General features: G+C 67.7%; 21 protein-coding genes. 12 read left to right on the plus strand and 9 right to left on the minus strand.

Features of this window, described 5'->3' with window-relative positions; translation table 11 throughout:
- Window positions 1-20 precede the first annotated feature (20 nt).
- From HDC34_RS01030 to HDC34_RS01055, 6 genes are all read right to left on the minus strand, one after another.
- On the minus strand, window positions 21-1343 hold the full coding sequence (locus HDC34_RS01030; protein ID WP_179555489.1) for a PLP-dependent aminotransferase family protein: 1323 nt from the start codon (window positions 1341-1343) through the stop codon (window positions 21-23).
- Window positions 1344-1447: 104 nt separating this feature from the next.
- Window positions 1448-1933, minus strand: coding sequence for a Cys-tRNA(Pro) deacylase (gene ybaK / locus HDC34_RS01035; RefSeq protein ID WP_179555490.1), 486 nt, complete (start codon window positions 1931-1933; stop codon window positions 1448-1450).
- Window positions 1934-1957: 24 nt separating this feature from the next.
- Window positions 1958-2281 carry a thioredoxin gene (trxA, locus tag HDC34_RS01040; protein WP_104244011.1) on the minus strand — a complete coding sequence of 108 codons (324 nt, stop codon included), beginning with the start codon at window positions 2279-2281 and terminating at the stop codon, window positions 1958-1960.
- A gap of 91 nt (window positions 2282-2372) precedes the next feature.
- The gene (gene trxB, locus HDC34_RS01045; protein ID WP_179555491.1) at window positions 2373-3365 is read right to left on the minus strand and encodes a thioredoxin-disulfide reductase; all 993 of its coding nucleotides are present in this window, start codon (window positions 3363-3365) and stop codon (window positions 2373-2375) included.
- Window positions 3366-3436: 71 nt separating this feature from the next.
- On the minus strand, window positions 3437-5524 hold the full coding sequence (gene murJ, locus HDC34_RS01050; RefSeq protein ID WP_218854850.1) for a murein biosynthesis integral membrane protein MurJ: 2088 nt from the start codon (window positions 5522-5524) through the stop codon (window positions 3437-3439).
- A gap of 2 nt (window positions 5525-5526) precedes the next feature.
- The gene (locus HDC34_RS01055) at window positions 5527-7950 is read right to left on the minus strand and encodes a DUF6049 family protein (protein ID WP_179555492.1); all 2424 of its coding nucleotides are present in this window, start codon (window positions 7948-7950) and stop codon (window positions 5527-5529) included.
- Window positions 7951-8042: 92 nt separating this feature from the next.
- On the opposite strand from HDC34_RS01055, the gene HDC34_RS01060 reads away from it, so the two are divergent.
- Window positions 8043-9473 (plus strand): CCA tRNA nucleotidyltransferase, encoded by a 1431-nt coding sequence (locus HDC34_RS01060; RefSeq protein WP_179555493.1) that lies wholly within the window; start codon window positions 8043-8045, stop codon window positions 9471-9473.
- A gap of 102 nt (window positions 9474-9575) precedes the next feature.
- Here the strand turns inward: HDC34_RS01060 and HDC34_RS01065 are convergent, their stop codons facing one another.
- Window positions 9576-10991 (minus strand): hypothetical protein, encoded by a 1416-nt coding sequence (locus HDC34_RS01065; protein ID WP_179555494.1) that lies wholly within the window; start codon window positions 10989-10991, stop codon window positions 9576-9578.
- A 227-nt stretch (window positions 10992-11218) separates the two neighbouring features.
- On the opposite strand from HDC34_RS01065, the gene rpsF reads away from it, so the two are divergent.
- The 10 genes from rpsF (at window position 11219) to nhaA (ending at window position 20102) form a co-directional block, all read left to right on the plus strand.
- On the plus strand, window positions 11219-11608 hold the full coding sequence (rpsF, locus tag HDC34_RS01070; protein WP_104244003.1) for a 30S ribosomal protein S6: 390 nt from the start codon (window positions 11219-11221) through the stop codon (window positions 11606-11608).
- Between the two features lie 2 nt (window positions 11609-11610).
- A complete protein-coding gene (locus HDC34_RS01075) occupies window positions 11611-12204 on the plus strand; it encodes a single-stranded DNA-binding protein (protein WP_104254414.1) in 594 nt (197 codons plus the stop codon).
- A 38-nt stretch (window positions 12205-12242) separates the two neighbouring features.
- A complete protein-coding gene (rpsR, locus tag HDC34_RS01080) occupies window positions 12243-12503 on the plus strand; it encodes a 30S ribosomal protein S18 (RefSeq protein WP_068482210.1) in 261 nt (86 codons plus the stop codon).
- Between the two features lie 12 nt (window positions 12504-12515).
- The gene (gene rplI / locus HDC34_RS01085) at window positions 12516-12968 is read left to right on the plus strand and encodes a 50S ribosomal protein L9 (protein WP_104254413.1); all 453 of its coding nucleotides are present in this window, start codon (window positions 12516-12518) and stop codon (window positions 12966-12968) included.
- A gap of 179 nt (window positions 12969-13147) precedes the next feature.
- A complete protein-coding gene (gene mptB, locus HDC34_RS01090; protein WP_104310775.1) occupies window positions 13148-14716 on the plus strand; it encodes a polyprenol phosphomannose-dependent alpha 1,6 mannosyltransferase MptB in 1569 nt (522 codons plus the stop codon).
- A 358-nt stretch (window positions 14717-15074) separates the two neighbouring features.
- Window positions 15075-16460 (plus strand): replicative DNA helicase, encoded by a 1386-nt coding sequence (dnaB, locus tag HDC34_RS01095; RefSeq protein ID WP_104254411.1) that lies wholly within the window; start codon window positions 15075-15077, stop codon window positions 16458-16460.
- A 126-nt stretch (window positions 16461-16586) separates the two neighbouring features.
- Window positions 16587-16811: a hypothetical protein gene (locus HDC34_RS01100; protein ID WP_179555495.1), complete on the plus strand. Its 225-nt coding sequence runs from the start codon at window positions 16587-16589 to the stop codon at window positions 16809-16811.
- Between the two features lie 71 nt (window positions 16812-16882).
- Window positions 16883-17362, plus strand: a complete 480-nt coding sequence (locus HDC34_RS01105) for a cupin domain-containing protein (RefSeq protein WP_104310773.1) — start codon at window positions 16883-16885, stop codon at window positions 17360-17362.
- A gap of 34 nt (window positions 17363-17396) precedes the next feature.
- Window positions 17397-18125, plus strand: coding sequence for a S9 family peptidase (locus HDC34_RS01110; protein WP_179555496.1), 729 nt, complete (start codon window positions 17397-17399; stop codon window positions 18123-18125).
- Between the two features lie 135 nt (window positions 18126-18260).
- Entirely contained in the window at window positions 18261-20102 is a 1842-nt protein-coding gene (gene nhaA / locus HDC34_RS01115) for a Na+/H+ antiporter NhaA (RefSeq protein ID WP_218854853.1), read from the plus strand.
- Window positions 20103-20182: 80 nt separating this feature from the next.
- Here the strand turns inward: nhaA and HDC34_RS01120 are convergent, their stop codons facing one another.
- Window positions 20183-21889 carry an FAD-dependent oxidoreductase gene (locus HDC34_RS01120; protein ID WP_179555497.1) on the minus strand — a complete coding sequence of 569 codons (1707 nt, stop codon included), beginning with the start codon at window positions 21887-21889 and terminating at the stop codon, window positions 20183-20185.
- Between the two features lie 85 nt (window positions 21890-21974).
- Here HDC34_RS01120 and HDC34_RS01125 point away from each other — a divergent pair, with 85 nt between their 5' ends.
- Window positions 21975-22601: a YdeI/OmpD-associated family protein gene (locus tag HDC34_RS01125; RefSeq protein ID WP_104310769.1), complete on the plus strand. Its 627-nt coding sequence runs from the start codon at window positions 21975-21977 to the stop codon at window positions 22599-22601.
- A gap of 20 nt (window positions 22602-22621) precedes the next feature.
- Here HDC34_RS01125 and HDC34_RS01130 read toward each other — a convergent pair whose 3' ends face one another.
- The gene (locus tag HDC34_RS01130; protein ID WP_179557045.1) at window positions 22622-24292 is read right to left on the minus strand and encodes an AarF/ABC1/UbiB kinase family protein; all 1671 of its coding nucleotides are present in this window, start codon (window positions 24290-24292) and stop codon (window positions 22622-22624) included.
- Between the last annotated feature and the right edge of the window lie 22 nt (window positions 24293-24314).

A 24314-nucleotide genomic window follows, 5' to 3' on the forward strand; every position in this document is an offset into this window, starting at 1 on the left:
AGGAGAGTCAGGTGCCGCGGTCAGGAGATGTTCGGCGGGGGCATGTTGACGCGGTCCTCGTCCGGCCCGCGTCGCGCCGACGTGCCGAACGTCTCGACGAGGTCGAGCTCGCCGTTGATCACGTTGGCGAGACGCCGCACGCCTACCTTGATGCGTTCGGGCGTGGGGTAGCAGAACGAGAGGCGCATCTCGTGGCGGCCGCGGCCGTCGGCGTAGAACGCGGTTCCGGGCGTGTAGGCGACGAGCTCTTTGACGGCGCGGGGCAGCATCTGCTTCGAGTCGAGCTGCTCGGGAAGGCGCACCCAGACGAAGAAGCCACCGTCCGGCTTCGTCCAGCTGAGCTGGGGCAGGTGCTCGTGCAGAGCCCGGTCCATCACGTCGCGGCGTTCGCGGTAGACAGCGCGGTAGCCCTCGATCTGCTGTTGCCAGTCGCTCTGTCGCAGGTACTCCGTGACGACCCACTGGTTGAAGGTCGACGGGGAGAGGATCGAAGCCTCGACCGCCAGGATCAGCTTCTCGCGGATGGCGTGTGGCGCGAGGGCCCAGCCGACGCGCAGGCCGGGCGAGAGGATCTTCGAGAACGAGCCGAGGTAGATGACGTTCTCGGCGTCCATCGAGCGCAGCGCGGGAAGGCCGGGCTTGTCGAAGTACAGGAGCCCGTACGGGTTGTCCTCGAGGATCAGGATGTGCTCGCGCTTGCAGATCTCGAGCACGCGGATACGCCGCTCGAGGCTCATGGTCACGCCGGCCGGGTTGTTGTAGTTCGCGACGGTGTAGAGGAACTTGATGGTTCTGCCGTCGGCTCGAAGACGCGCGATGTTCTCCTCGAGGGCCTCGGGGATGAGCCCGTCTTCGTCGATCGTGACCTGCGCCACGTCAGCCTGATACGACTTGAACGTTCCGAGCGCGCCGACGTAGCTGGGCGCCTCCGTGAGGACGACGTCGCCCGGGTTGAGGAAGAGCTTCGACACGAGGTCGAGTGCGTGCTGCGAGCCGGTCGTCGTGACGACGTCATCCGCTGAAGCGTCGTTGATGCCCTCGAGGCTCATGACCTGCAGGATCTGCTCTCGCACCTCGGGGATGCCCTGTCCGCCGCCGTACTGCAGCGCCTCGGAGCCGTGCTCCCGCATCATCGTGGTGAAGGCGGAGTGGATGAGCTCCTCGGGGAGCGCCTGCACGAACGGCATGCCGCCTGCGAGGGAGACGACCTCGGGGCGGGAGGCGACGGCGAAGAGGGCTCGGACCTCGCTGGCGGCCAGACCGGCGGTGCGGTCGGCGTAGCTGGTGTACCACGGGTCAAGGTTGCGGCCTGTCTGCGGGCCGACGTCTCCTGGATGCGTCACGGGGTTCCTTCGCGAGAGTCGAAATCCCAGGATACGCCCGAGTGGAGAGTTCCTTCGCGAACCGCATGCAGGAAGTGGACTGCACGGCCCTCCCGTGTCCGGGGTCAGTCGCGAGCGATCGGCGCGCGCTGCCCGTCCAACACGTGCAGGAGGGCGCTGGGGGCGACCTCGATGTCGAGGCCGCGTCGACCGCCGGACACGAAGATCGTCGGGTACGCCAAGGCGGAGTCGTCGAGGTAGGTGGCCAGGCGCATCCGTTGCCCGAACGGGCTGATACCGCCCCGCACGTACCCGGTGCGCTTCTCGGCGAGCGCCGTGTCGGCGAGGGCCGCGCGCTTGCATCCGGCCGCCTGCGCCAGAGCGCGCACGTCGAGGGAGCCGCTGACGGGAACCACGGCAACCGCGAGCTGCTTGTCATCCAGCTGCACGACGAGTGTCTTGAAGACGCGTGACTCGTCGACGCCGAGCTTCTCGGCGGCCTCCGCCCCGAACGCAGAGACGCCGGGGTCGTGCACGTAGCTGTGAACCACGTGCTCGACCCCGACTGCGTCGAGCGCCTTCGTCGCGGGGGTGATGGGCGCTCGCGCCATGTCTGCGTGACCTAGCTCTGAGGCTCAGCCCAGGTAGTCGGCGAACTGCTTCTCGAGGGCCGCGCGCGGGTACGCGCCGACGACCTCCTTGACGACCTCGCCGTTCGAGAACAGCTTGAGGGCGGGGATGCTCGTGATACGGAACTTCATGGCCAGGTCGGGCTCGTCATCGACGTTCACCTTGACGATGGAGAGGTTCTCGTGGGCTTCGCTCATCTGGTCGAGCACCGGCGCGACCTGACGGCACGGGCCGCACCAGGGCGCCCAGAAGTCGACGATGACGGGACCTGGGGCGTCTGCCACGATCTGGTCGAAGTTCGCCGTGGTGGCGACGATCGGTTCTGACATTGGTACCTCCGTGGGAGTTGTCGTGCTTCGTGGTGGATGGTGTTCGGCGCGGAGTGCCTGCTCGGATTGAGCGGATGCGGCACCAGGCGGGTCAGACGATGACGGTCTCGTTCTCGGTGACCGCTGCTGCAGCCTGCTCCTCGGACTCTTCCGCGAAGGGCTCAGGCTGCGCCGCGAGGTACGCCTCGGCGTCCAACGCTGCGACCGTGCCGGACCCCGCGGCAGTGATGGCCTGGCGGTAGTGCGGGTCGATGACGTCGCCGGCCGCGAAGACGCCGGGGATGCTGGTGCGCGAGGAGCGGCCGTCGACCCAGATGGTGCCCTCGTCGGTGATGTCGAGGATGTTCCTGAACAGGTCGATGCGCGGGTCGTTGCCGATGGCGACGAACACGCCGGTCACCGGCAGCTCGGTGCGCTCGTTGGTCGCGGTGTTGAGCACGCTCGCACCCTCGACGCTGGCCTCACCGGCGATGTCTTCGATGCGCGAGTTGAGCATCCAGTCGATCTTCGGGTTGTGCTCCGCGCGCTCGCGCATGATGACCGACGCGCGCAGGTTCTCGGAGCGGTGGATGATCGTGACCTTGCTCGCGAAGCGCGTCAGGAACGTCGCCTCCTCCATGGCCGAGTCGCCGCCGCCGACGACGGCGATGTGCTGGTCCTTGAAGAACGCGCCATCGCAGGTCGCGCACCAGGAGACGCCGCGGCCGGAGAGGCGAGCTTCGGCATCGAGGCCGAGCTTCCGGTACGCGGATCCAGTGGAGATGATGATGGTGCGGGCTTCGAAGTCCCCGCTGTACGACGTGGAGACACGCTTGACGTCGCCGTCGAGTTCGACGGACGTGACGTCGTCGTAGACGAGCTCGGTGCCGAAGCGCTCGGCCTGCGCCTGCATGCGCTCCATGAGCTCGGGCCCCATGATGCCCTCGGGGAAGCCGGGGAAGTTCTCGACGTCGGTCGTGTTCATGAGCTCGCCGCCGACCTCGACGCTCGAGGTGATGACAACCGGCTTCAGGCCTGCGCGCGCCGCGTAGATGGCGGCGGTGTAGCCCGCGGGGCCGGAGCCGATGATGATGACGTTCCGCATGAGTCCTCCACGCTTCCTCGAACCGCGGGAATCGCGGCTCGACATACAGGCAAACGCGTTGAGACTAGCGACTATTCCTTCGGACGAGGTGGTGAACCGCGCCCATCGTCGTCATCGGCGCTGTTCCGCGCTTCGCGGGCGAGCCGGGCTTCCTCTTCACGGCGGGCTGCCAGCTCGATCACCGCGCGGCGCTCCTCCTCGCGGCGTTCGCGACGCGTGCGCGGCGGCTCCGTGCGACCGACCTTCGGGATCTCGGTCGTGCGCGAGTGCATGGGCAGGATGATGCCCGCGGTCGAGAGGTCCTCGGTCGCGCCGCCGAACGCCCACGAGGCGGCGTTGACGCGCTCTTCGCGCTCTTCCTGCTCCTCGGCCTGACGGCGCTCCTCGGCGATGTCCGGTTCCACGTCTTCAGACGCGAGGTTCCACGGCGTCGGTGCAGCGTCGTTGCCTGAGACGGCCACCGTGTCGGGGAACGTTGCGAGGATGTCCGCGTCGAGCTCGCCGTCCTCGTCGTCGCGGCGTGCGGCACTCGAGGGGCCACCGGTCTTGACGCCGAAGCGGGCCAGCAGTGGTCCGGCGAAGCCGCGGAACTCCGGCGACTTGAGGACCCAGAGCAGCGGGAAGTAGAAGAGGGCCATGGTGCCGGCGCCGATGGCGCAGGAGATCAGGGCCTGGAAGATTCCGGAGCGGGGGAAGCCGTCCTCCTGGAACGTGCCGAGCAGGACCATGACGATCAGCGCCGGGATGGAGGCGGCGATGGCCGCGACCGTGAAGCGCACGTAGGAGCGGGTGATGTTCGCGAAGTCGAGCTGCCCCATCCGCTTCCTGAGGATGACGAGGAGGATCGCGAGTCGCAGCGTCGACATGATCGACTGCATGAGGGCGAGCCCGACGACGATGAACTCGACAGGGCCGATGGCGGCGAGCGCCATGCCGAAGATGTGCAGCGGAACCGTGAACAGGAACACGAAGAACACCGTCTTGGTGTCTTCGAGCGCGTAGAACGCACGCTGCACGATGAACAGCCCGCTGAACGGGATGAGGCCGACCAGGAAGGCGATGAGGATCGCCGCGATCGAGTTGATGCCGGCATCCGTCGTCGCGAAGATCCGCGCGAAGGGCACGGCGACGAGGGCGAGGCCGAACCCGGAGAACAGCAGAAACATGCCGATGAGGCGCGAACCTTCAGAGAGGTCGCGGATGAAGTCCTTCGGTCGTCCGTCGCTGATCGCAGCGCTCATGCGGGTGAAGAAGGCCGTGGCGATCGAGACGGCGACGACGGCGTGCGGGAGCGCGAAGATGAGGAACGCGTTCTGCATGGCTGCGATCGACGCGTTCTCACCGGATGCGAGGTACGCGACGATCGTCTCGACGAGCCCCGCGAGCTGCATGACCAGCAGCATCCCGAGGGTCCACCCGGCGAGCTTGCCGACCTGGCCGAGCCCCGTGCCGCGGAACTGGAAGTCGAGGCCGAAGCGGAGCCCTGCGCGACGCCAGAAGAACAGCAGCACGATGGTCTGCATGGCGACGCCGAGCGTCGCGGTGCCGCCGAGCATGGCGATCATCGTCGGATCCCACGAATCGATGTTGCGCCCGGTACCCGTCGGGTCGGCGCCGAAGACGGAGCTGAAGAGCAGCAGGCCCGCGATGCCGACCACGTTGTTGATGACGGGTGCCCACGCGAACGGCCCGAAGAGGCCGCGGGCGTTGAGGATCTCGCCGAGCACCGCGTACATGCCGTAGAAGAAGATCTGCGGCATGCACCAGTAGGCGAAGGCCACGAGGAGGCCGAGCTGCTCCGAGCTGAGGCTCGCGCCGTAGAGCGCGCCGATGATGGGGGCGCCCACGGTCGCGAGGATGGTCAGCCCGCCGAGCAGCACCATGGCCAGCGTGACGAGTCGATTGACGTACAGCTGGCCGCCATCCTCGTGCCTGGCCGCCTTCACGACCTGCGGCACGATGACGGCGTTGAGAAGGCCGACCGAGATGATCGAGTAGATGTTGCTCGGCAGCTGGTTCGCACCGGCGAACGCGTCGGCGGAGACGCCGATGACGCCGATGGTCTGCGCGATGACGATGGCCTTCACGAAGCCCAGCACGCGCGACACCATGGTGCCGGATGCCAGGAGCGCGCTCGCCCGAGCGATGCCCTGAGCCATGCTTACTCCTTGGTGCTCTCGGTCGCGTCGACGGTATCCGTTTCGACGCCAGCGTCCGGTCCTGCCCCGGTGTCGTCGTCCGAGGAGTCCCCGGCAACCGCCGCGCGCCGCCGTCGGATGGTGCGCACGAGGCCGGCGATGAAGAGGACGGCGAGGCCGATGCTCGCGATGAGGATGGCGATGCTCTCCCACTCGGCCCGCACATCCAGTCGGATCTGCTTCGTCGAGGCGAGTGGCTCGCCCTCGGGCGTCATGACGTTGACGGTGACGTAGGTGGTGCCGTTTGCGATGGCTGTGATCGGGATGCCGACGCGGGACATGGAGTTCGGCTCGATGGACAGGGCCACGGCGTCACCGGTCTCGACAGCCCCGGTGGTGGGCCTGAGCTCGACGAGCACGGTGACCTTCCGGTCCTTGACCGCATTGGAGACGAAGAGCGGCAGCTCGGTGTCGCGGCCCACGATGAGCGCCTCGGTCGTGTCGCCGAGCTGCACGTTCGACTCCGTGTAGGTCACGTGGTCACGAAGGCCACTCACTGCCGTCTGCGCCCCAGGCGGGTCATTCGCCCACCCTGTGGACAGGGCACCGACACCCGCCGTCCGGACCGGGTCGCTGTAGTCGAGGGGATCGTCGAAGATCGTCGAGATGACCTGGGCGCGCTCGATGGTCTGCATGACGCCGGTCATGCGGTTGAACGCGGTCTCGCCCACGCTTCCGTCGATGAGGGAGGCCTCGCGGCGATCGGTGTCGTCTTCTCCGGGGAACGTGAGGGGTGTCGTGGCGGCCCAGCTGAGTCCATCCACGAACTGCAGCGTCTGCGCGAGGCGCTCGCCGTCGAACTCGTCGCGCGTGACGGTGCCGACCAGCGTTCGCGGCTCGTAGGGCAGCTCGCGCGTGACGACGGCGAGCAGCGTCGCGATGCGGGTCGCCGCCTCGTTCCACTCCTCGTCGGTCGTCGCGTGCACTGCGTCGTCGAACGCGTCGTCGAGGATCTTCTCGGCGACGACCGCGTTCCACCCCGCGACGGTGGCCTGGGCGCTCTCCGTGAAGTCCGCGTCGGCGCTCATCCCCGCGTTGGTGTCGTCCAGGATGATCGACTCGCCACCCCAGCCGCGGAACTTGTCGAGGTCGGTCGACTGGACCGTGCCCGCCTGCGGCCAGACGACTCCGCTCATGGAGTAGGGGAAGCTCACGAGGCTCTCGGCGGTGGGGAGCGGAGGCGCGAGGGGCTCGGGTTCCTCAGTGGGGGATGCGGTGGGCGACTCCGCGTCCGTGGCCTCCGGGGTGGCGGATGCATCGACGCCGTTCGACGTGTCGGCGTCGCCGTCCTCCGAGGGGGTGGTGGTGCCCGTGTCGGTCGTCTCCGTCGCCGTGGGGGTCGGCGTCGGCGTCGCGGTGTCTGCCGGGTCGGCGAAGTTCGCGGGGTCGATGGCGAAGTCGAAGTTCGTGACCTCGAGCGGCTGCTGTGCACCCCACTGCGACTGGAGCGTGAGGCTCGCGTCAGCGAACGGCAGCTCGAACGTCTGATTCTTCAGCGCGGTCAGGCGGTCCAGCCAGCTGATCGCCGACTCTGGCGCGGCCGAGCCGAGGACGCGGATGGATGCGAGGAGACGCGGATCGATGGCAACGGTCGCGTTCGGGCTGGCCTCGACGGCGCTCAGGATCTCGTCGAGGCGCCCCCCTGGCGCCGTCTGCTCGAGGAGGGTGTCGACGCCGAGCAGCGGTTCGTCGGCGTCGGCGAGCAGCCCGGAGGTGATGGGGACAACGGTTGAGACGAGGGTCGGTTCCACGGCCGCAGTCCCGTTGAGCACGATCGTCGAACGAGCCTGCGCGAGCTTCGAGTCGCCGCTCACGAGCGTCGCCGCCATGGGTCGCGGACCGAAGTCGTCAGCTGCCTCGAAGGGGAGGCCATCAGCGGGAACCGAGACGCTCACGGTGGTGGTCTCACCTGCGGCGATCGGACCGGAGCCGAGGCTTGCGACGAGGGCAAGACGGTCGAGCTCAGCCTCACTGCTCGACTCGCTCCACGCATCCAGGGCGAACCTCGTGTCGATCGTGGAGGAGCCGACGGACAGCTCGAGCTGGGCCGGTGCGAGCTCCGCGTCGGTCTTGTTGACGACGACCAGCTCGACGACCAGCGGTCCGCCCGGCTGCACGAGCCCGCCGTCAGCGGGCGCGGCATAGATCGATACCTGGTCGTCCGGGGCATCGGCGATCGCCCGCGGCTCGACCGCGGCCGTCCCGACCACCGCATTCCCGACGGTGGCGACGCTCGTCGTGGCCGCTGCGGGCTGGCTCGTGGGTGCTGCTGACGCGCCCCCGGCGACCCCGAGCGCCAGCAGCGACGCCAGGAGCGTCGCAGGGACAACCCGGCGTGCACAGGCACGCAGGAACCGTGGCACAGCTGCGCGCGGTGCGTGGTCCATGACCTCCATAGTAAGGACGGACGGGGAAGTGGCGAGCTGAACGCGCCCTCAAGCGCACGGCGAGCATCCGCCTCGGCTCGTAGAATGAGCGGATGCAAAACGTGCAGTCCGCCATGGAACGCCTTCGCGGACTCGCGACCGCGTCGCCCGTCGCCGAGCTCGCCGCCGCCTTCGAGGCGGCCGGATTCGAGCTGGCCCTCGTGGGTGGGCCCGTCCGCGACGCCTTCCTCGGGAGGGAGGTCACCGACCTCGACTTCACGACCGACGCGCGCCCCGACGACATCCTGCGCATCGTCGCGCCCATCGCGGATGCGCACTGGGACATCGGCCGCGAGTTCGGCACGATCGGCGCCCGGTTCTCCGGCGAGACGGTCGAGATCACGACCTACCGGGCCGACAGCTACGACGGCACGTCCCGCAAGCCGGTGGTCGCGTTCGGGGACACGATCGAGGGCGACCTGCACCGCCGCGACTTCACCGTCAACGCGCTCGCGCTGCAGCTGCCCGCCCTCACGCTCGTGGACCCCTCCGACGGCACGAAGGACCTCATGGAGGCGACGTTGCGCACGCCCATCGAGGCAGCAGTCTCCTTCGGCGACGACCCGCTGCGCATGCTCAGAGCCGTGCGGTTCACCTCGCAGCTGGGCTTCCAGCTCGACATCGCCTCATTCGACGCGATCGTCGAACTGCGGCGACGCATCCTCGACATCTCCGCCGAGCGGGTCAGAGACGAACTCGTGAAGCTGCTCAAGACCGACACGCCTCGCGCGGGTCTCGAGCTCTTCGTCGAGACGGGACTTGCCGAACTCGTGCTGCCAGAGCTCCCCGCCCTGCAGCTCGAGCGAGACGACGCGCACCGCCACAAGGATGTCTACGAGCACTCGATCACGGTGCTCGAGCAGGCCATCGCACTCGAGCGCGAGCGCAACCCCGGTGCCGACGCCGACATCGTCCTCCGCCTCGCGGCACTGCTGCACGACATCGGGAAGCCCAAGACGCGCCGTTTCGGGGAGAACCGCAAGGTCACCTTCTACAACCACGACGTCGTCGGCGCGAAGCTCGCGCGCAAGCGCCTCACCTCGCTGCGCTTCGACAACGACACGATGAAGTCGGTCTCGCGCCTCGTGGAACTCCACATGCGGGTCTTCAACTACGAGGGCGCCGGATGGACGGACTCGGCCGTGCGTCGCTTCGCACGGGATGCCGGCCCGGAGCTGCAGCGCCTCCTCATCCTCATCCGCGCCGACATCACGACTCGCAACCAGCGGAAGTCGGACCGCCTGCTCTTCGCGATCGACGACCTCGAGCGGCGCATCCTGGAGCTGCAGGAGAAGGAAGAGCTCGACTCGGTGCGGCCCAGCCTGGATGGCGAGCAGATCATGGCGATCCTCGAGATCGCGCCCGGCCCGCTCGTGGGGAAGGCCTACAAGCACATGCTCGAGGTTCGACTCGATGAGGGCCCGCTCGAGCACGACGATGCGAAGCAGCGCCTCCTCGACTGGTGGGAAGCGAACCGCCCGTAAGTGCATCCCGGCCGCTGGGGAAGACGGCGCGTCCGGTCAGCCGAGTGAACGCAGAACGGCCCCCTCCGAAGAGGGGGCCGTTCGCGTGCGGGTGACCGGAACCTACTCGGCGGTCAGGTACTCCGCGAGGCTGTACCCGGAGCAGGAGACGTAGCTTGAGCTCGTGGCCTCCTGGACCACGTTGCCGTTGACCGTGATCGTGCAGGTCAGCTGGTCGTCCGTGTAGTCGACGGTCGACGCCGAGAGGTAGGCGGACGAGCTGTCGTACCCGTAGTCGGCCTTGTACTTCATGGTGACGGTCTCGGACCACGGCACCGCGGTGGCGAGCGCCTCGGTGTCGACCTGGACTCGGTCGGCGCCCGACAGATCGTTGTCGTAGCTGTAGCTGACATCGATGGGGGAGGTCGACGTGCTCGTCACCGTCATCTCCACGGTGATCTCGCCCTCAGAAGGAACGCCGTTCTCGAGGGTCGAGTACTCGTCGTCCATGAGCGTCTCGTAGTCGTCCACGCTGTCGCCGACCGTGTTCGTGACAGTTGCCACGCTCGTCCAGGTCGTGATGATCGGGCCGACGATGAGGCCGAGCCCACCGAGCACGAGACCGATGATGGCGAGCAGCTTCTTCGCGTTGAAGCGCTTGACGACCAGCCCCGCGATGCCCAGGCCGATGGCCGCGAGGGCCAGCGCGATCCCGAAGTATCCGAAGAACGGGATGAACGCGATCGCGATGCTGAGGACACCCGCGATGAGCGCGATCAGGCCGAGGGTGTTCATGCCGCCGCCCTGACCCTGCGGGGCGTAGTTGCCGTACTGCTGCTGTCCGCCACCAGCGCCGCCGGCCGCACCGTACGCGGGAGCGGCACCGTAGGCGCCCGCTGCGTTCTGGTCCTGGGGAGTGGACCCGTACGCGTTCGGTGCGGATGCGCCGTAGGCGTTCTGGTCCTGGGGTGCCGAGCCGTACGCGTTCTGCGCGGGGGCGCCATACGCGTCAGGTGCCGGAGCGGATCCGTAGGAGCTCGGCTCGTTGCCGTAGCTGTTGCCGGAGGTGTAGTCGGGGGTGCTGCCGTACCCGGGAGCCGAGTAGTCGCTGCCAGAAGCGGATGGCGCCGTGTACGAGGTGTCGCCCGTGTACGAGCCTGCGCTCGGCGACGAGTACGAGGAGTCACCCGACGATCCGTAGCTCGGGGTCGAGTAGCCGGAGTTCGACGAGGCGCTCGGCACACTCGATCCGGTGGAGCCCGAGTACGAGGACTGCCCGCCCTGGTAGTCGGAGGCCGAACCGGGGGCCTCATACGAACCACCAGGAGCTGAGTAGTTGCTCGGGGCCTGGTAGTTGTCGCCGCTGGAGCCGTAACTGCTGCCGACGCCGTAGCCGCCCTGCTCGCCGTTGGCGGGCTGGTCGCCGAAGGACGCCTGCGGCGCCTGCGGTGCGGCCGAGTCGCCGTTCTGCGGCGCTGGGTTCTGTGGCACTGGGGCGTTCGGGTCGCGTTCGCCCGCGCCGCCTGTTGGATCGCTCATGATTCCCCTAGGTAGTGGTGCGTTTCAGCGGACCACGGGGGCCGCCGGTTGTGCTGGAACGAGCATATTCGTTCGCGAGAAGGGGAGTTCTTCCAATTGGCTGGCATTTAGGAGGAAGAAACGACTATGCTGGCGAGGTTGTCTGTGCGATCAACTGCCCAGACACGCGCAATAACCCTCCTGCTGCAGATCGTCTGCAGCCGTTCTAGACCGAAGGAGGTGGGTTTATCGTGCATCAGTATGAGTTGATGGTGATCCTCGATCCAGAGATCGACGAGCGCACCGTAGCTCCGAGCCTCGATAAGTTCCTCAACGTCATTCGCAACGACGGTGGAACCATCGAGAAGACCGACATCTGGGGCCGTCGTCGCCTCGCCTACGAGATCAACAAGAAGAGCGAAGGCATCTACGCCGTCGTTGACTTCACGTCGACCTCGGCAACGGCGAACGAGCTCGACCGCCAGCTGAACCTGTCCGAAGCTGTCATGCGCACCAAGGTGCTCCGCGCAGAAGAGGCCATCGCACGCGTCGCCTCCGAGGCGAAGCGCGACGAGGCTCGCAAGGCTGCCAAGGCCGCTGCTATCGCAGCGAAGCCCGCGGCGACCACCGAGGCGTAGTCATGGCCGGCGACACGATCATCACCGTGGTGGGCAACCTCACGGCTGACCCCGAACTGCGTTACACGCAGAACGGGCTCGCAGTCGCGAACTTCACCATCGCATCCACCCCCCGCGTGTTCGACCGTCAGGCGAACGAGTGGAAGGACGGCGAGGCACTCTTCCTTCGGGCGAGCGTCTGGCGTGAATTCGCTGAGCATGTCGCCTCGAGCCTCTCCAAGGGCTCGCGAGTCATCGCGCAGGGTCGCCTGAAGCAGCGCTCCTACGAGACGAAGGAAGGCGAGAAGCGCACTTCCATCGAGCTCGAGATCGAAGAGATCGGACCAAGCCTGCGCTACGCCACAGCTCAGCTCACCCGCACGTCCTCCGGCGGCGCCGGCGGACAGCAGGGTGGCGGCGGCCAGGGCGGCTTCGGTGGAGGCCAGCAGCGCTCCTTCGGCGGCAACAGCGGCGGCGGCAACGCCGGTGGCGGTGGACGTCAGTCCGCCCCTGCGGACGAGCCGTGGGGACAGCCCGCGGGCCAGCCTCGCGACAACGGCGCATCCGGCTGGGCGACGCCCGGCGCATCGAACGATTTTGACGAGCCCCCCTTCTAAAGGGCGCTCGCAAGCACACTCAACGAAAGAAGATCCCAATGGCTGGAAAGTCAAGCGGCGACCGCCGCAAGGGTGTACGCGGGAAGGGCGGCAAGCCCGCTGCTCCCGCGAAGCAGATCCGGGTCGGAGTCATCGACTACAAGGATGTCAACACCCTCCGCAAGTTCATCTCGGAGCGCGGAAAGATTCGCGCACGTCGCATCACCGGCGTCTCCGTCCAGGAGCAGCGCCTCATCGCACGTGCAGTCAAGAACGCACGTGAAATGGCGCTCCTGCCCTACGCCGGCTCTGGCCGCTAAGGAGTAGTCGACATGGCAAAGGTAATTCTTACGCACGAGGTCTCCGGCCTCGGTGCAGCCGGTGACGTCATCGAGGTCAAGAGCGGCTACGCCCGCAACTACCTCGTCCCCAAGGGCTACGCAGTCAGCTGGTCCCGTGGCAGCGAGAAGCAGGTCGAGCAGATCCGTTCCGCTCGCGCCGCACGCGAACTCGCAACCCTCGAAGAGGCGAAGGCGCTCAAGGACAAGCTCGAGTCCGCCCTCGTCAAGCTCCACGTGAAGTCGGGTGCCGAAGGCCGCCTCTTCGGTTCCGTTCGCGGCGCCGACGTCGCGACCGCTGTGGAAGCAGCCGGCCTCGGCAAGATCGACAAGCGCAAGGTCGAGTTCCCCAACCCGATCAAGTACACGGGCAACCACGAGGCGACTGTTCGCCTCCGTGACGACCTCGTTGCGACGGTCAAGCTCCAGGTCATCGCCCAGCGATAACCACGGCAGCAGAAGAACGGCCCCGGACATCTCGATGTCCGGGGCCGTTCTCGTTGCAACCGCGCCCGGTTACACCGTCTGGCGCGTCGACGCCACCGTGGGGCAGACGCAGGGACGAACGCTATAAGGTCAGCGGAGTCCAGCATCCCGCCAGAACCTCTCCTGATTGATTCACGACCATGCCGCAGCAAGTCCACCGATGGGCGACCGAGCGCGAGCCGCGCCGGTTCCCGTTGACGGTGAGCCCGACGATCCTCGGCCTCATCGGGTCGCTGTGCATCCTCGTCGGCTCGTTCGGTGCTGGCTGGATCGGCGACGGGCTCGGCCTGCGTGAGTGGTTCCCCATCGCGTTCCTCCGCAGCTCACCCGACCTGACACGGCTGTGCACGATGCTCCTGATCGTCGGCGGCTTCCTGCTGCTCATCGCCTGGCTGCGCTTCCGATCGAGCGTCTCCGACACCGACGCGTCCCTGCGACGCGTGATCAGGACTTCCATCATCTGGGCACTGCCTCTGCTGATCTGCGTCCCCGTGTTCAGCCGCGACATGTTCTCGTATGTCGCCGTGGGGCGACTCATGGCAGCCGGCATCGACCCGTACCAGCACGGCGTCAACGAGATCGCCGGATGGTACTCGCTGGGGGTCGACCCCTTCTGGTCGAGCACCGAGTCGCCATACGGTCCGCTCTTCATCGCCGTCGCCGCCGTGTTCTCCTGGCTCGGAGCTCAGACGCCCGAGTACGCGCTGTTCCTGAATCGTCTGGCCGCGACCGCTGGCGCCGTGCTCATGGTGGTCGCGTTCCTCAAGATCGCGGCCCTTCGGGGACGCAGCCGCGCGTTCGTTGCGTGGATGATCGCCGCGAACCCGCTCACGCTGCTCTTGTTCATCGCCTCCGGGCACAACGACGGCCTCATGCTCGCCGGTATGGGGTTCGGTCTGCTGTCCGCTCTCAAGGGGCGGCGCGTCCTCGCGGTCATCTTGATCGCACTCGCCGTCGCTATCAAGCCCATCGCGCTCATCGCCCTGCCCATCGTGGCGCTCGTCGGCAGACCGAGCACTCTCCCCCTCTGGGACCGGGTGAAGAGCTGGGCGCTTCACGGTGCCATCGCGATCGGGCTCGTCGGTGCGCTCGGGCTCGTGCTCGGCCTCGGCTTCGGCTGGGTGACCGCGCTCACGGTGCCAGGCGCGATCCAGCACTGGTACTCGCCGCTGACCCTCATGGTGGGCACCGTGCGCGGCCTCGCCGAACTCGTCGGCCTGGATCCTTTCGTCTTCGAAGTGGTCCTGAAGGTCATCGCCTTCTCAATCGCCGGCCTCGTCGCCTCCTGGCTGGTCATCACGAAGCGGCCCATCGATCCCGTTCTCCGCCTCGTTCTGTGCACCGCGGTCATCGTCGCCGCCTCGACGGCCATTCACCCCTGGTACGTCTTGTGGATACTGCCCTTCGCCGCAGTTGCTGGTCCGTGGCGCAGAGGTCAGGAGCACCTCGCCGTGCTCGCGACGATCTTCTTCACGACCGTGACGCTCGCCGAACCGACCGACTCGTTCTTCGAGGGGCCGTACACGCGCATCGTCGTCGCGTCCATCACGGTGCTGTTCGCGCTCTCCGTGCTCGTCTGGTGGTGGCGTTCGAACAATGTCTCTGGTCGGGCCGTGCTCATCGCCGTGCCATACGGGCAGGTGCTCGTCGACCGGATCGTCGCGCGCCGGGAACGCAGGCTGCAGCAGCGCACAGAGAGCCCCCTCTGACGACACCGTCGGGCCGACAGTCTGTGGAAAACGCCCGGATATCGTCGGTTTGCGTGGGTGCTCCGCCGGGTGTTATGCACAGCGACGCGCTCGGGGCTCAACCTTCAAGGGCTGCTTCACGTCACTTGTGCACAACTGGAGCATCCGTATAAACCGCTGGTCAGTAGCTGTTTCTTGGACATTACCTTCCAAACGGTAGCGGCGTTCTCCACACAGTTTCCACAAGCCGCACGGCGCGTCTCCACAGTTACACACAGAGTTATCCACAGGCGTCCAGTTTTGGGTTCGCTCGTTGGGGGAGGTGAGGACTACTGTGGGGAAATCTCTCTCAGACCTACGAGCGCAGTCAGGAGCATCCGTGTCGATCGCGCACCTCGGTTCCCCTCCACAGGGTGAGCGCGAAACGCACGACGGTGTTCGCACTCCTCCCCACGATCTGCTTGCAGAGCAGTCGGCCCTCGGCGGCATGCTGCTCTCGAAAGACGCCGTCGCCGACGTCGTCGAAGCCGTCCGCGGCATCGACTTCTACGTGCCCAAGCACGAGATCATCTTCGACGCCGTGCACGCGCTCTACGCGGCTGGTGAGCCGACCGACGTCATCACGGTCACCGACCACCTGACGAAGTCGGGCGAGCTCTCGCGTGCCGGGGGTGCCGAGTACCTCCACACCCTGGCCGGCATCGTCCCCACCGCAGCCAACGCCGGCTACTACGCGGCGATCGTCTCCGAGCGAGCCGTGCTCCGTCGCCTCGTCGAGGCCGGCACGCGCATCGTGCAGATGGGCTACCTCGCGGAAGGTGAGGTCGTCGACCTCGTCAACCAGGCGCAGGCGGAGATCTACGGTGTCACGGGCGCCGTGGAAAAGGAGGACTACGTCGTCCTCGCCGAGGCCATCCTCGAGGCGCAGAACGACATCGACGCCGCGCAGAACAAGTCCGGCGGCATGACGGGTGTGCCGACCGGGTTCAGCGACCTCGATCGCATCACGAACGGCTTCCACGGCGGTCAGCTCATCATCGTCGCGGCCCGCCCCGGCCTCGGAAAGTCGACAGTCGCCCTCGACTTCGCGCGCTCAGCATCCATCACCCACGGCAAGCCGTCGATCTTCTTCAGCCTGGAGATGGGCAAGAGCGAGATCGCCATGCGCCTCATCTCCGCTGAGGCGAGCGTGCGCCTGCAGCACATGCGCGCGGGAGGCCTCACGCAGGAAGACCTCACGCAGATCGCGCGCACGCAGGGCGACATCTCCGACGCACCGCTCTACATCGACGACAGCCCCAACATGACGCTCGTCGAAATTCGCGCCAAGTGCCGCAGGCTCAAGCAGAAGGTCGGCCTCAACCTCGTCGTCATCGACTACCTGCAGCTCATGACGAGCGGCAAGCGCGTCGAGAGCCGCCAGCAGGAGGTCTCCGAGTTCTCGCGTGCGCTCAAGCTGCTCGCGAAGGAGCTCGACGTTCCCGTCATCGCGCTGTCCCAGCTGAACCGTGGTCCCGAGCAGCGTGCCGACAAGCGGCCAGCTGCGAGCGACCTCCGCGAGTCCGGATCGCTCGAGCAGGACGCCGACATGATCATCCTGCTGCACCGCGAGGGCGCCTACGACCGGGAGAGCCCGCGAGGCGGCGAGGCCGACTTCATCCTCGCGAAGCACCGCAACGGTCCGACCGACACCATCACCGTCACCTTCCAGGGGCACTTCTCGCGCTTCATGGACATGGCGCCGGGGTACGCGACGGGTCAGTAAGGGGACGCGCCGCGGGTTCATCCCTCCGGCTATCGAGTTCAGCCCCACGACCGAAGCGCCGGAACCCCTGTGCTTCGTACCTTGAATGCAGCACCTACTCGCGGTGACACAGACAAGGGGTACATCATGAACGCAGACGCGACGCAGCCGGCCACCACGAAGCAGCGCCGGGCGATCCGCATCCTCACCATCGCCATGGGCGTGCTGCTGCTCGCGGTCCTCGTCATGCTGGTTGCCGGGGTCATGGCCAGCTCTGCACCCATGATCATCGCCGGCAGCAGCGGTTGCGCCGCGATCGCCACGGCCTGGACGACCGGCGTCCTCGCGATCCGCCAACGGGCCAGCAAGTAGCCCGAACGCGGTCGCAGAGGCTGCGCGGCATCTGCCAGACTGAGCGCACCGACCCCAACTGGAGGAACCCAATGGTGAGTTCTGAAGAGATCGTCCTGGGCGACCTGCCCGCAGGTATCGTCCGAGCTGACGAGGCCGTGGCCGGCCGTGTGTGGAATGTGCTCGGCCACACCTACATCACGAAGGCCGAGAGCGCCTCGACCTACTCATGGCTCTCGCTCGACCCAGCCGGAACCGGGGTGCCGCCGCACGTGCACCCCACCCAGGACGAGTTCATCTACGTGTTCGAGGGGGTCTACACCCTCTACCTCGACGGCCAATGGACCACGGCCGGCCCGGGCGACCTCGTGCAGATGCCGAAGGGCATCCCGCACGCCTACTACAACAAGCAGGACGAGGCAGCGAAGTCGCTGTTCTGGGTGAGCCCAGGCGGCAAGCTCGCGAACCTCTTCAGCTTGCTTCACAACGTGACCGACCCGGCCGAAGTCGTGCGTCTCTCAGCCCTGAACGGCGTCGACTTCCTGCCAGAGGGTGCCGTGGAAGGCGCGTGAGACGGCGCACGTGACGGATGCGAGGGTCCGGGGCATGTCGGGCGATCCCAGAGCGAGGCGCGAGACATACGGCCCGGACGGAGACCAGCATCTGACGTTCTGGACACCTTCCGGGTCCGCTCGCGGGCTCACGGTGCTCATCCACGGTGGGTACTGGCGATCGCAGTTCACCGCCGAACTCATGCTGCCGCTGGTGCCGGAGTTCACCCGACGCGGCTGGGCCGTGGCGAATCTCGAGTACCGGCGAGGCGACGATGGGTGGTCGGCGACGCGTGCGGACCTCTTGCGTGGCCTCTCTGTGGCGCGCAGCGAGGCATTCCGGTTGACGCGGGATGCGCGGCTCGTGATCGTCGGGCACTCGGTTGGCGGGCAGCTCGCGCTGCTCGGCGGAGAACCAGGCGACGCGGTTGTAGCGCTCGCGCCGGTCACTGACCTCGCGCGCGGCTACGAAGAAGGCAACGGCGACGGAGCCGTCTCGGACTTCTTCCGCATGGCGCCTGCCCAAGCCCCGGAGGTCTACGCGTCTGCGTCACCGATCGAGCATCTGCCCCTGCAGGCGCGAGCGCTGCTTGTGCACGGCGCCGACGACGCGCGTGTGCCGGTCGAGCACACCCGGGCCTACGTCGCCGCCGCCAGGCAGGCGGGCGCCGACATCGAGCTCATCGAGCCCGCGAGCCTGGAGCACCGCGCCGCGATCGCGCCAGACGCGCCGCACTGGCCAGACGTGCATGCCTGGCTCGACGCACCCGCTCGCCACAGCTGACGCGGTCGACCTCGACGCCAGGGAGGGATTGGCAGGGCCCGCCTGAGGCCCCCGCGTGTCTCCGCTGGGACGTATGCTTTCCATCCGGTGCGAGGGGTCTGAACGCAGACCCGCGCCGACGTGGAGGGGGATCCATTGGGGAAGCAGAAACAGGACTGGGTGCGTCTGGTCGCGGACCGACTTCGCACAGAGTCTGGAAGCGCGCTTCTGCTGGTGGGAGTCGCGGTCTTCGCGCTCCTCTGGGCGAACTCGCCCTGGTCGGAGTCATACGTGCATCTCTGGGAGACGCATGCGGCCGTCGGAATCGGCGACTTCCGCATCGACATGAGCCTCCACCACTGGGTGAACGACGGCTTCATGGTCATCTTCTTCTTCCTCATCGGACTCGAGGTGCGGCAGGAGTTCGCCGTCGGCTCCCTGCGCGACCGGCGGCAGGCCCTCGTTCCGATCGTCGCCGGAGTGGCAGGCGTCGTCCTGCCGGCCCTGATCTACCTGGCCATCGCCGGCCGTGAGGCGCCGGAGGCATGGGGCGCCGTCATCGGCACCGACACCGCCTTCCTCCTCGGCGCGCTCGCACTGGTCGGCCCCAAGATGTCGAGCCAGCTGCGCGTCTTCCTGCTGACGCTCACCGTCGTCGACGACTTCCTCGCAGTCTCCATCATCGGCATCGTCTACACCGAGTCGGTGCAGTGGATGCCGCTTGCGATCGCCGTCGTCTGCCTCGTCCTCCTCTTCCTCCTCGCTCGAGCGAACGAGTGGCGCAGCACGCCGTACATCGTCATCATCGTCGTGCTGTGGGCGGCGACGCTGCTGTCCGGCGTTCATCCATCGCTCGCGGGAATGGCCGCCGGCCTGCTCATCCCCGCCTCAGACCCAGACCGCGAAGACGTGGTCCGTGCCAAGCGCCTCTTCCGAGACTTCTGGCAGTCGCCCCGCGCCGACGCCGCACGCAACGTGCGGCTCGGTCTCGCCAAGTCGATCTCCGTCAACGAACGCCTCCACGAGGTGCTGCTGAGCCCTGTGGCGCTGTTCATCGTTCCGGTCTTCGCGCTCGCCAATGCGGGTGTCGACCTGCGGGGCGGGATGCTCGGCAACGCGCTCACGTCACCCGTCACCTGGGGTGTCGTCGCAGGTCTTGTGCTCGGCAAGTTCGGCGGCATCGCGCTCGGCAGCTGGATCGCGGTCCGAGCCGGTCTCGGCTCACTCCCGCAGGGCGTCGGCATGGGCAGCGTCTTCGGTGGTGCCGCGCTCAGCGGCATCGGCTTCACCATGTCGCTGCTCATCATCTCTCTGGCCCTGGAGGGTGAGGTCGCCGGGCAGGCGATCGTCGGCGTCTTCATCGCCATGGTGCTGTCCTGGGTCATCGGCTGGCTCACGTTCACGTTCGCGCGCGTCAAGATGAACGAGACCACGGCTGACCTGCCGACGACACTCTCCCGCCCGGTCGACCCGGAGCGCGACCACATGCTGGGCGACCCGGACGCGCAGGTCACGATCGTCGAGTACCTGGACTTCGAATGCCCGTTCTGCGCTCGGGCGACCGGCATGTGGCAGGACCTGGGCGAGCACTTCAGCGACGGCGGGGCGCGCTACGTCGTGCGCCACCTGCCGCTCGAGGACTACCATCCGCACGCCTTCCAGGCCGCGATCGCCTCCGAGGCGGCCGCCAACCAGGGCAAGTTCTGGGAGATGCACAACCTGCTCTTCGCGAACCAGGAGCGACTCGACGCGCAGTACCTGCGCGGCTACGCGGAAGAGATCGGGCTCGACCTCCACCGCTTCGACGCGGACATGCTCGACGAGGCGCTGCCGCAGCGCATCCGCGCCGACATGCAGAGCGCCATCGACAGCGGAGCCCGCGGAACCCCGACGTTCTTCCTCGGCGAGACGCGGCACAGCGGCGCCCACGACGCACGAACCCTCATCGCGACGATCGAGGCGCAACGCAAGGAAGCCGCCATCCGTCGCCGGTCCTGAGCGCGCGTACTCCTGACCCCGCGCGCCGCATCCATCTCTCGTGTGGATGCGCCGCCGGCCGCGTGGGAGGGCCGGCGAGCCTACTCCCCGCCGAACTCGCGGGCGCGGAGGGCGGCGAGGTGGGCGTGGATGAGGGGCAGTGAGGATGCGCCCTCCCCACTGGCCGAGGCGACGCGCTTCATCGACCCGGAGCGCACGTCGCCGGCGACGAAGACGCCAGGCAGGGTGGTCTCGAGGTCAGCGGGCGGCATGCCATCGGTCCACGCATCCTTGGGGACATCTCGTCCCGTGAGGACGAAGCCCGCCTTGTCGAGCGCGATTCCCTCGGGCAGCCACGTGCAGTCCGGCTGGGCGCCGAGCATGCAGAAGACCCCGCCGACGTCGAAGCGATGCTCCTCGCCCGAGGTCCGGTCGCGCACGGTCACCCACTCGAGGGCGGCTTCACCCCCGCCATCCGCGATCTCGCTGTTGCTGGCGACGGAGACGTTCGGGGTCGAGTCGAGCTCGCGGATCAGGTACTCGGACATCGACTCGTTCAGCGATGCGCGCCGGATGAGGATGGTGACGTGCTTCGCGAACTTCGCGAGATGCACGGCCGCCTGACCGGCGGAGTTGCCACCGCCGACGACAATGACGTCTTTGCCCTGCATCTCCCTGGCCATCGAGGTGGCCGCCCCGTAGTAGACGCCGGCGCCCGTGTGCACATCGACCGCTTCGATGCCGAGGCGCCGATACGCGACCCCGGTCGCGATGAGGACGGTCCGTGCACGCAGCTCGGTGTCGCCGAGATGCACCCGGTAGCTGGGGACGCCGTCGAGCGTGCAGGGCTCCAGTCCGGTGACGGACCGTCCCGTGTAGAACTTCGCGCCGAAGCGTCCGGCCTGAATGCGGGAGCGCTGCGCCAGGCGCATGCCCGAGATGCCCCGTGGGAAGCCGAGGTAGTTGCGGATCATCGAGCTCGAACCTGCCTGCCCGCCGATCGCATCCCGCTCGAGTACCGCCGTGGTGAGCCCTTCGGAGGCCGCGTAGACGGCGGCGGCGAGGCCTGCGGGGCCAGCTCCGATGACCAGGACATCCGAGACCTCGCCTTCGGGCACCAAGTCGAAGCGGGTCGAGAGCAGCTCGTTGAGACCCCTCGCTGTTGCTGCGGGAAAGAGCCTGCCGTCGTATGCCCGGGCCATCGGGAGCACGACTGGCGCCGAGGACTCAGCAGTCGCCGCGGCGATGAGTGCGGCGCCCTCGATGCTGTCCGGGGTGAGGATGCGGTTCGGGAAGCCGAGTCGCTCGAGGAGGTCCCGAATGGCGCCCGCCTCGCGGTCATGCGGTTCGGCGACGACATCGATCATGCTGACCGCCGGCCGAGCGACCGACCAGCCCCACTCGGAGAGCAGTTCCGTGACGACCGTGTGGAACTCCTCGTCGCGCGGTCCCATCGGGATGCCGGTGAAGGTGTCGATGTCTCGACGGACGGTTGCTTCCCGCAGAGCGTCGAGGTTCGCGGCATATCCAGCTCCGGGTGTCGCGAGGACGAGTCTGCGCGCTGTCGGGGAGATCGATTGCGTGCGGCGCAGGAACGTCGGGCCCGGGGTCTCGCCGACGGAGACGTCGGCGACGACCATGGCGACAGCGGCACCGGAATCGACGAGTTCTCTCAGGAGCTGCAGGGCGCCCTCAGCGTCTTCTGCCGTGATGATCCTGTAGTCACGGTCGTACCTTGCCCTGAATTCGGCTTCGATCCTCGCGAGTCGCTCATCGGCGGCGATGAGGATGATGGGCTGGTCAGTCATGCAATCAGGGTACTGAGCGATGAGCGTCTCGTGGACGACTGTGGGAATCTGCGTTCACGCGTCGGTGGGGCGTACGCTTTCTGCCATGGCTGACAAGCAGGGCGCGCTCGCCGAGGACACCGCGGTTCCGGACACGAGCGCCGTCCGGTTCACGGCCCGGGTCATCGCCGTCCCCGTTGTGGGCGACGAGGGCGAACGGCTCATCGTCCGGCTTCCGGAGGACGCGAGCCGGATGCTGCCGTCGCGTGGGCAGGTCGCCGTCGCGGGCGTGATCCGCGCCGAGCCCGCCTCAGGCTCCACCGCGGACTCCGGTGCTGCTCCGCGAGCTTTCGAGACGGTCATCGAGCCTGATGGCCTGCGCGGGCACTGGCTCGACGTCGCCGCCGCACTCGGAGCCGGTGCCGCCGACGGCGACACCGTCAGCGTCGAGCTGCGGCCGGGCGGCGAGTGGCCTGAGCCCGAGATCCCGGCGGACTTCGCCGAGGCGCTCGCGGACGCCCCCGATTCTGCGGAGACCTGGCGTGACATCACGCCGATGGCGAGGTGGGAGTGGGTGCGGTGGATCAACTCCACGCGCGTCGTGAAGACCCGAGAGCGTCGCATCGAGGTCGGCCTGTCGAAGCTCGAGGCCGGAAAGCGGCGCCCGTGCTGCTTCGATCTCTCATCGTGCACCGACCCCGAGCTCTCGAAGAGCGGCAAGCTCGCCGTCTGACTGATGCGTTCGGCGAGCGGTCAGTGGCGCCGTCGGCCGAGGGCGACGGCCGCGGCGTGAAGCAGCGGAACGACGGAGACGCTCATGAGCACGATTCCGAGCGGAGCGAGCTGAGGCAGCAGCAGGACGCCCGCGATGAGCAGCGCGGCGAACACGACTGCTGACACCACGCCGCGCAGCATCCGCTCGAGGGAGCGCATGTGTCGGTCGACGCTCGGCGTCTGCACCTTCAGCTGGCCGGCTTCGAGCCGAGTGGTCAGCGCATCCAGTCGCCCTGGCAGCGTCACGGCGGTCGCGAGCGCCGAAACGGCCTGCTTCGCCACGGCCTGAATGGTGTTTCCGCCCTCGTCGCGCGTGAGGGTGCGGGCGAACGGGTCGACCGCCTCCCACATGTTGAAGTCCTTGTCGAGCGCGGAGGTCACGCCCGACACCAGGGAGATCGCGCGGATGATGAGCAGGAAGTTCTCGGGCAGCTGGAACGGCATCTCGCGGATGGTGTCCCTGAAGCGGTCGGCGAAGTCGCCGAGCTCTGCGGGGTCGACGCGCTGCAGCTCGGCGACGCCCATACCGCCGAAGCGACCGAACAGTTCCGTCATGGCCCGTTCGAGTTCCATCGTGTCGCCGGCCGGCAGCAGCACGCCGACGCTGCGCATGGACCTGACGAGGCCAGGCCCGTCGCGGGACACGATCGCGAAGATGAGCTCCCGCAGGCTGGCTCGCAGGGTGTCGGAGATGACGCCCATCATGCCGAAGTCGATGTAGGTCAGCTCCCATGTGACGGGTGCGGGACGCTCATCGGTGGCCTCGCCCTCCACGTCCGATGGAGCTGGGATGCGCGGCGTCGCCAGCGGCGTCACGAAGATGTTGCCCGGGTGCGGGTCGGCGTGGAAGAAGCCGGCGACGAAGAGCTGCTGGAACGTGGCCCTCGCGAGCTCGTTGGCGACCTCGACGGGGTCGATGCCCGCGGCGCGGAGGGCATCCACATCAGTGATCTTGATCGCGGTGACATCCGACAGGGTGAGGATGCGGGACGCCGTGCGCTCCCACACGACCTGCGCGGCGCCCACGCGGGGGTCGGTCTCGAAGTCGGCGGCGAAGCGCTCAGCGCTGGAGCCCTCGTGGATGTAGTCGATCTCCTCAAGGCTGGTCGCCGCGAATTCCTCCACGAGGGCGGGTGCGTCGGCGCGCTTCGACACCAGCTCGACTCGCTTGAGGAGCTGGCCGACGCGCCGCAGCGCGCGCAGGTCGGTCTCGACGAGGTCCTCGATGCCCGGCCGCTGCACCTTCACGACGACGCTGGTGTAGCCCGTCTCCTCCGCGAGGGCGGGCGTGAGCGTCGCGCGGTGGGCCTGCCCGAACGAGGCTGCCGCGATGGGGGCTTCGTCGAAGCTCGCGTACGCCTGGCTGAGCGACATGCCCAGTTCAGCTTCGGCCTGCGCCCGGATGGCGGGGAAGGCGACGGCCGGAACCTCATCCTGCAGGCCCTCGAGTTCGGCTGTGATCTCGGGAGGCAGCACGTCGAGGCGCGACGACATGAACTGCCCCACCTTGATCATGAGCCCGCCGAGGTCGACCGCGAGTGCATGGAAGCGGCGGGCGAGCCGTTGCATACGCGCGGTACGTCCTCGCTCCGAGAGCTTGCCGAGGCGGATGCGCGGCAGGAAGATCTCGAACCACCAGATCTGCAGCATCGCGCGCTGCGCGAAGCGGACG

The organism is Pseudoclavibacter sp. JAI123 (assembly GCF_013409665.1).
Classification (GTDB): domain Bacteria; phylum Actinomycetota; class Actinomycetes; order Actinomycetales; family Microbacteriaceae; genus Pseudoclavibacter.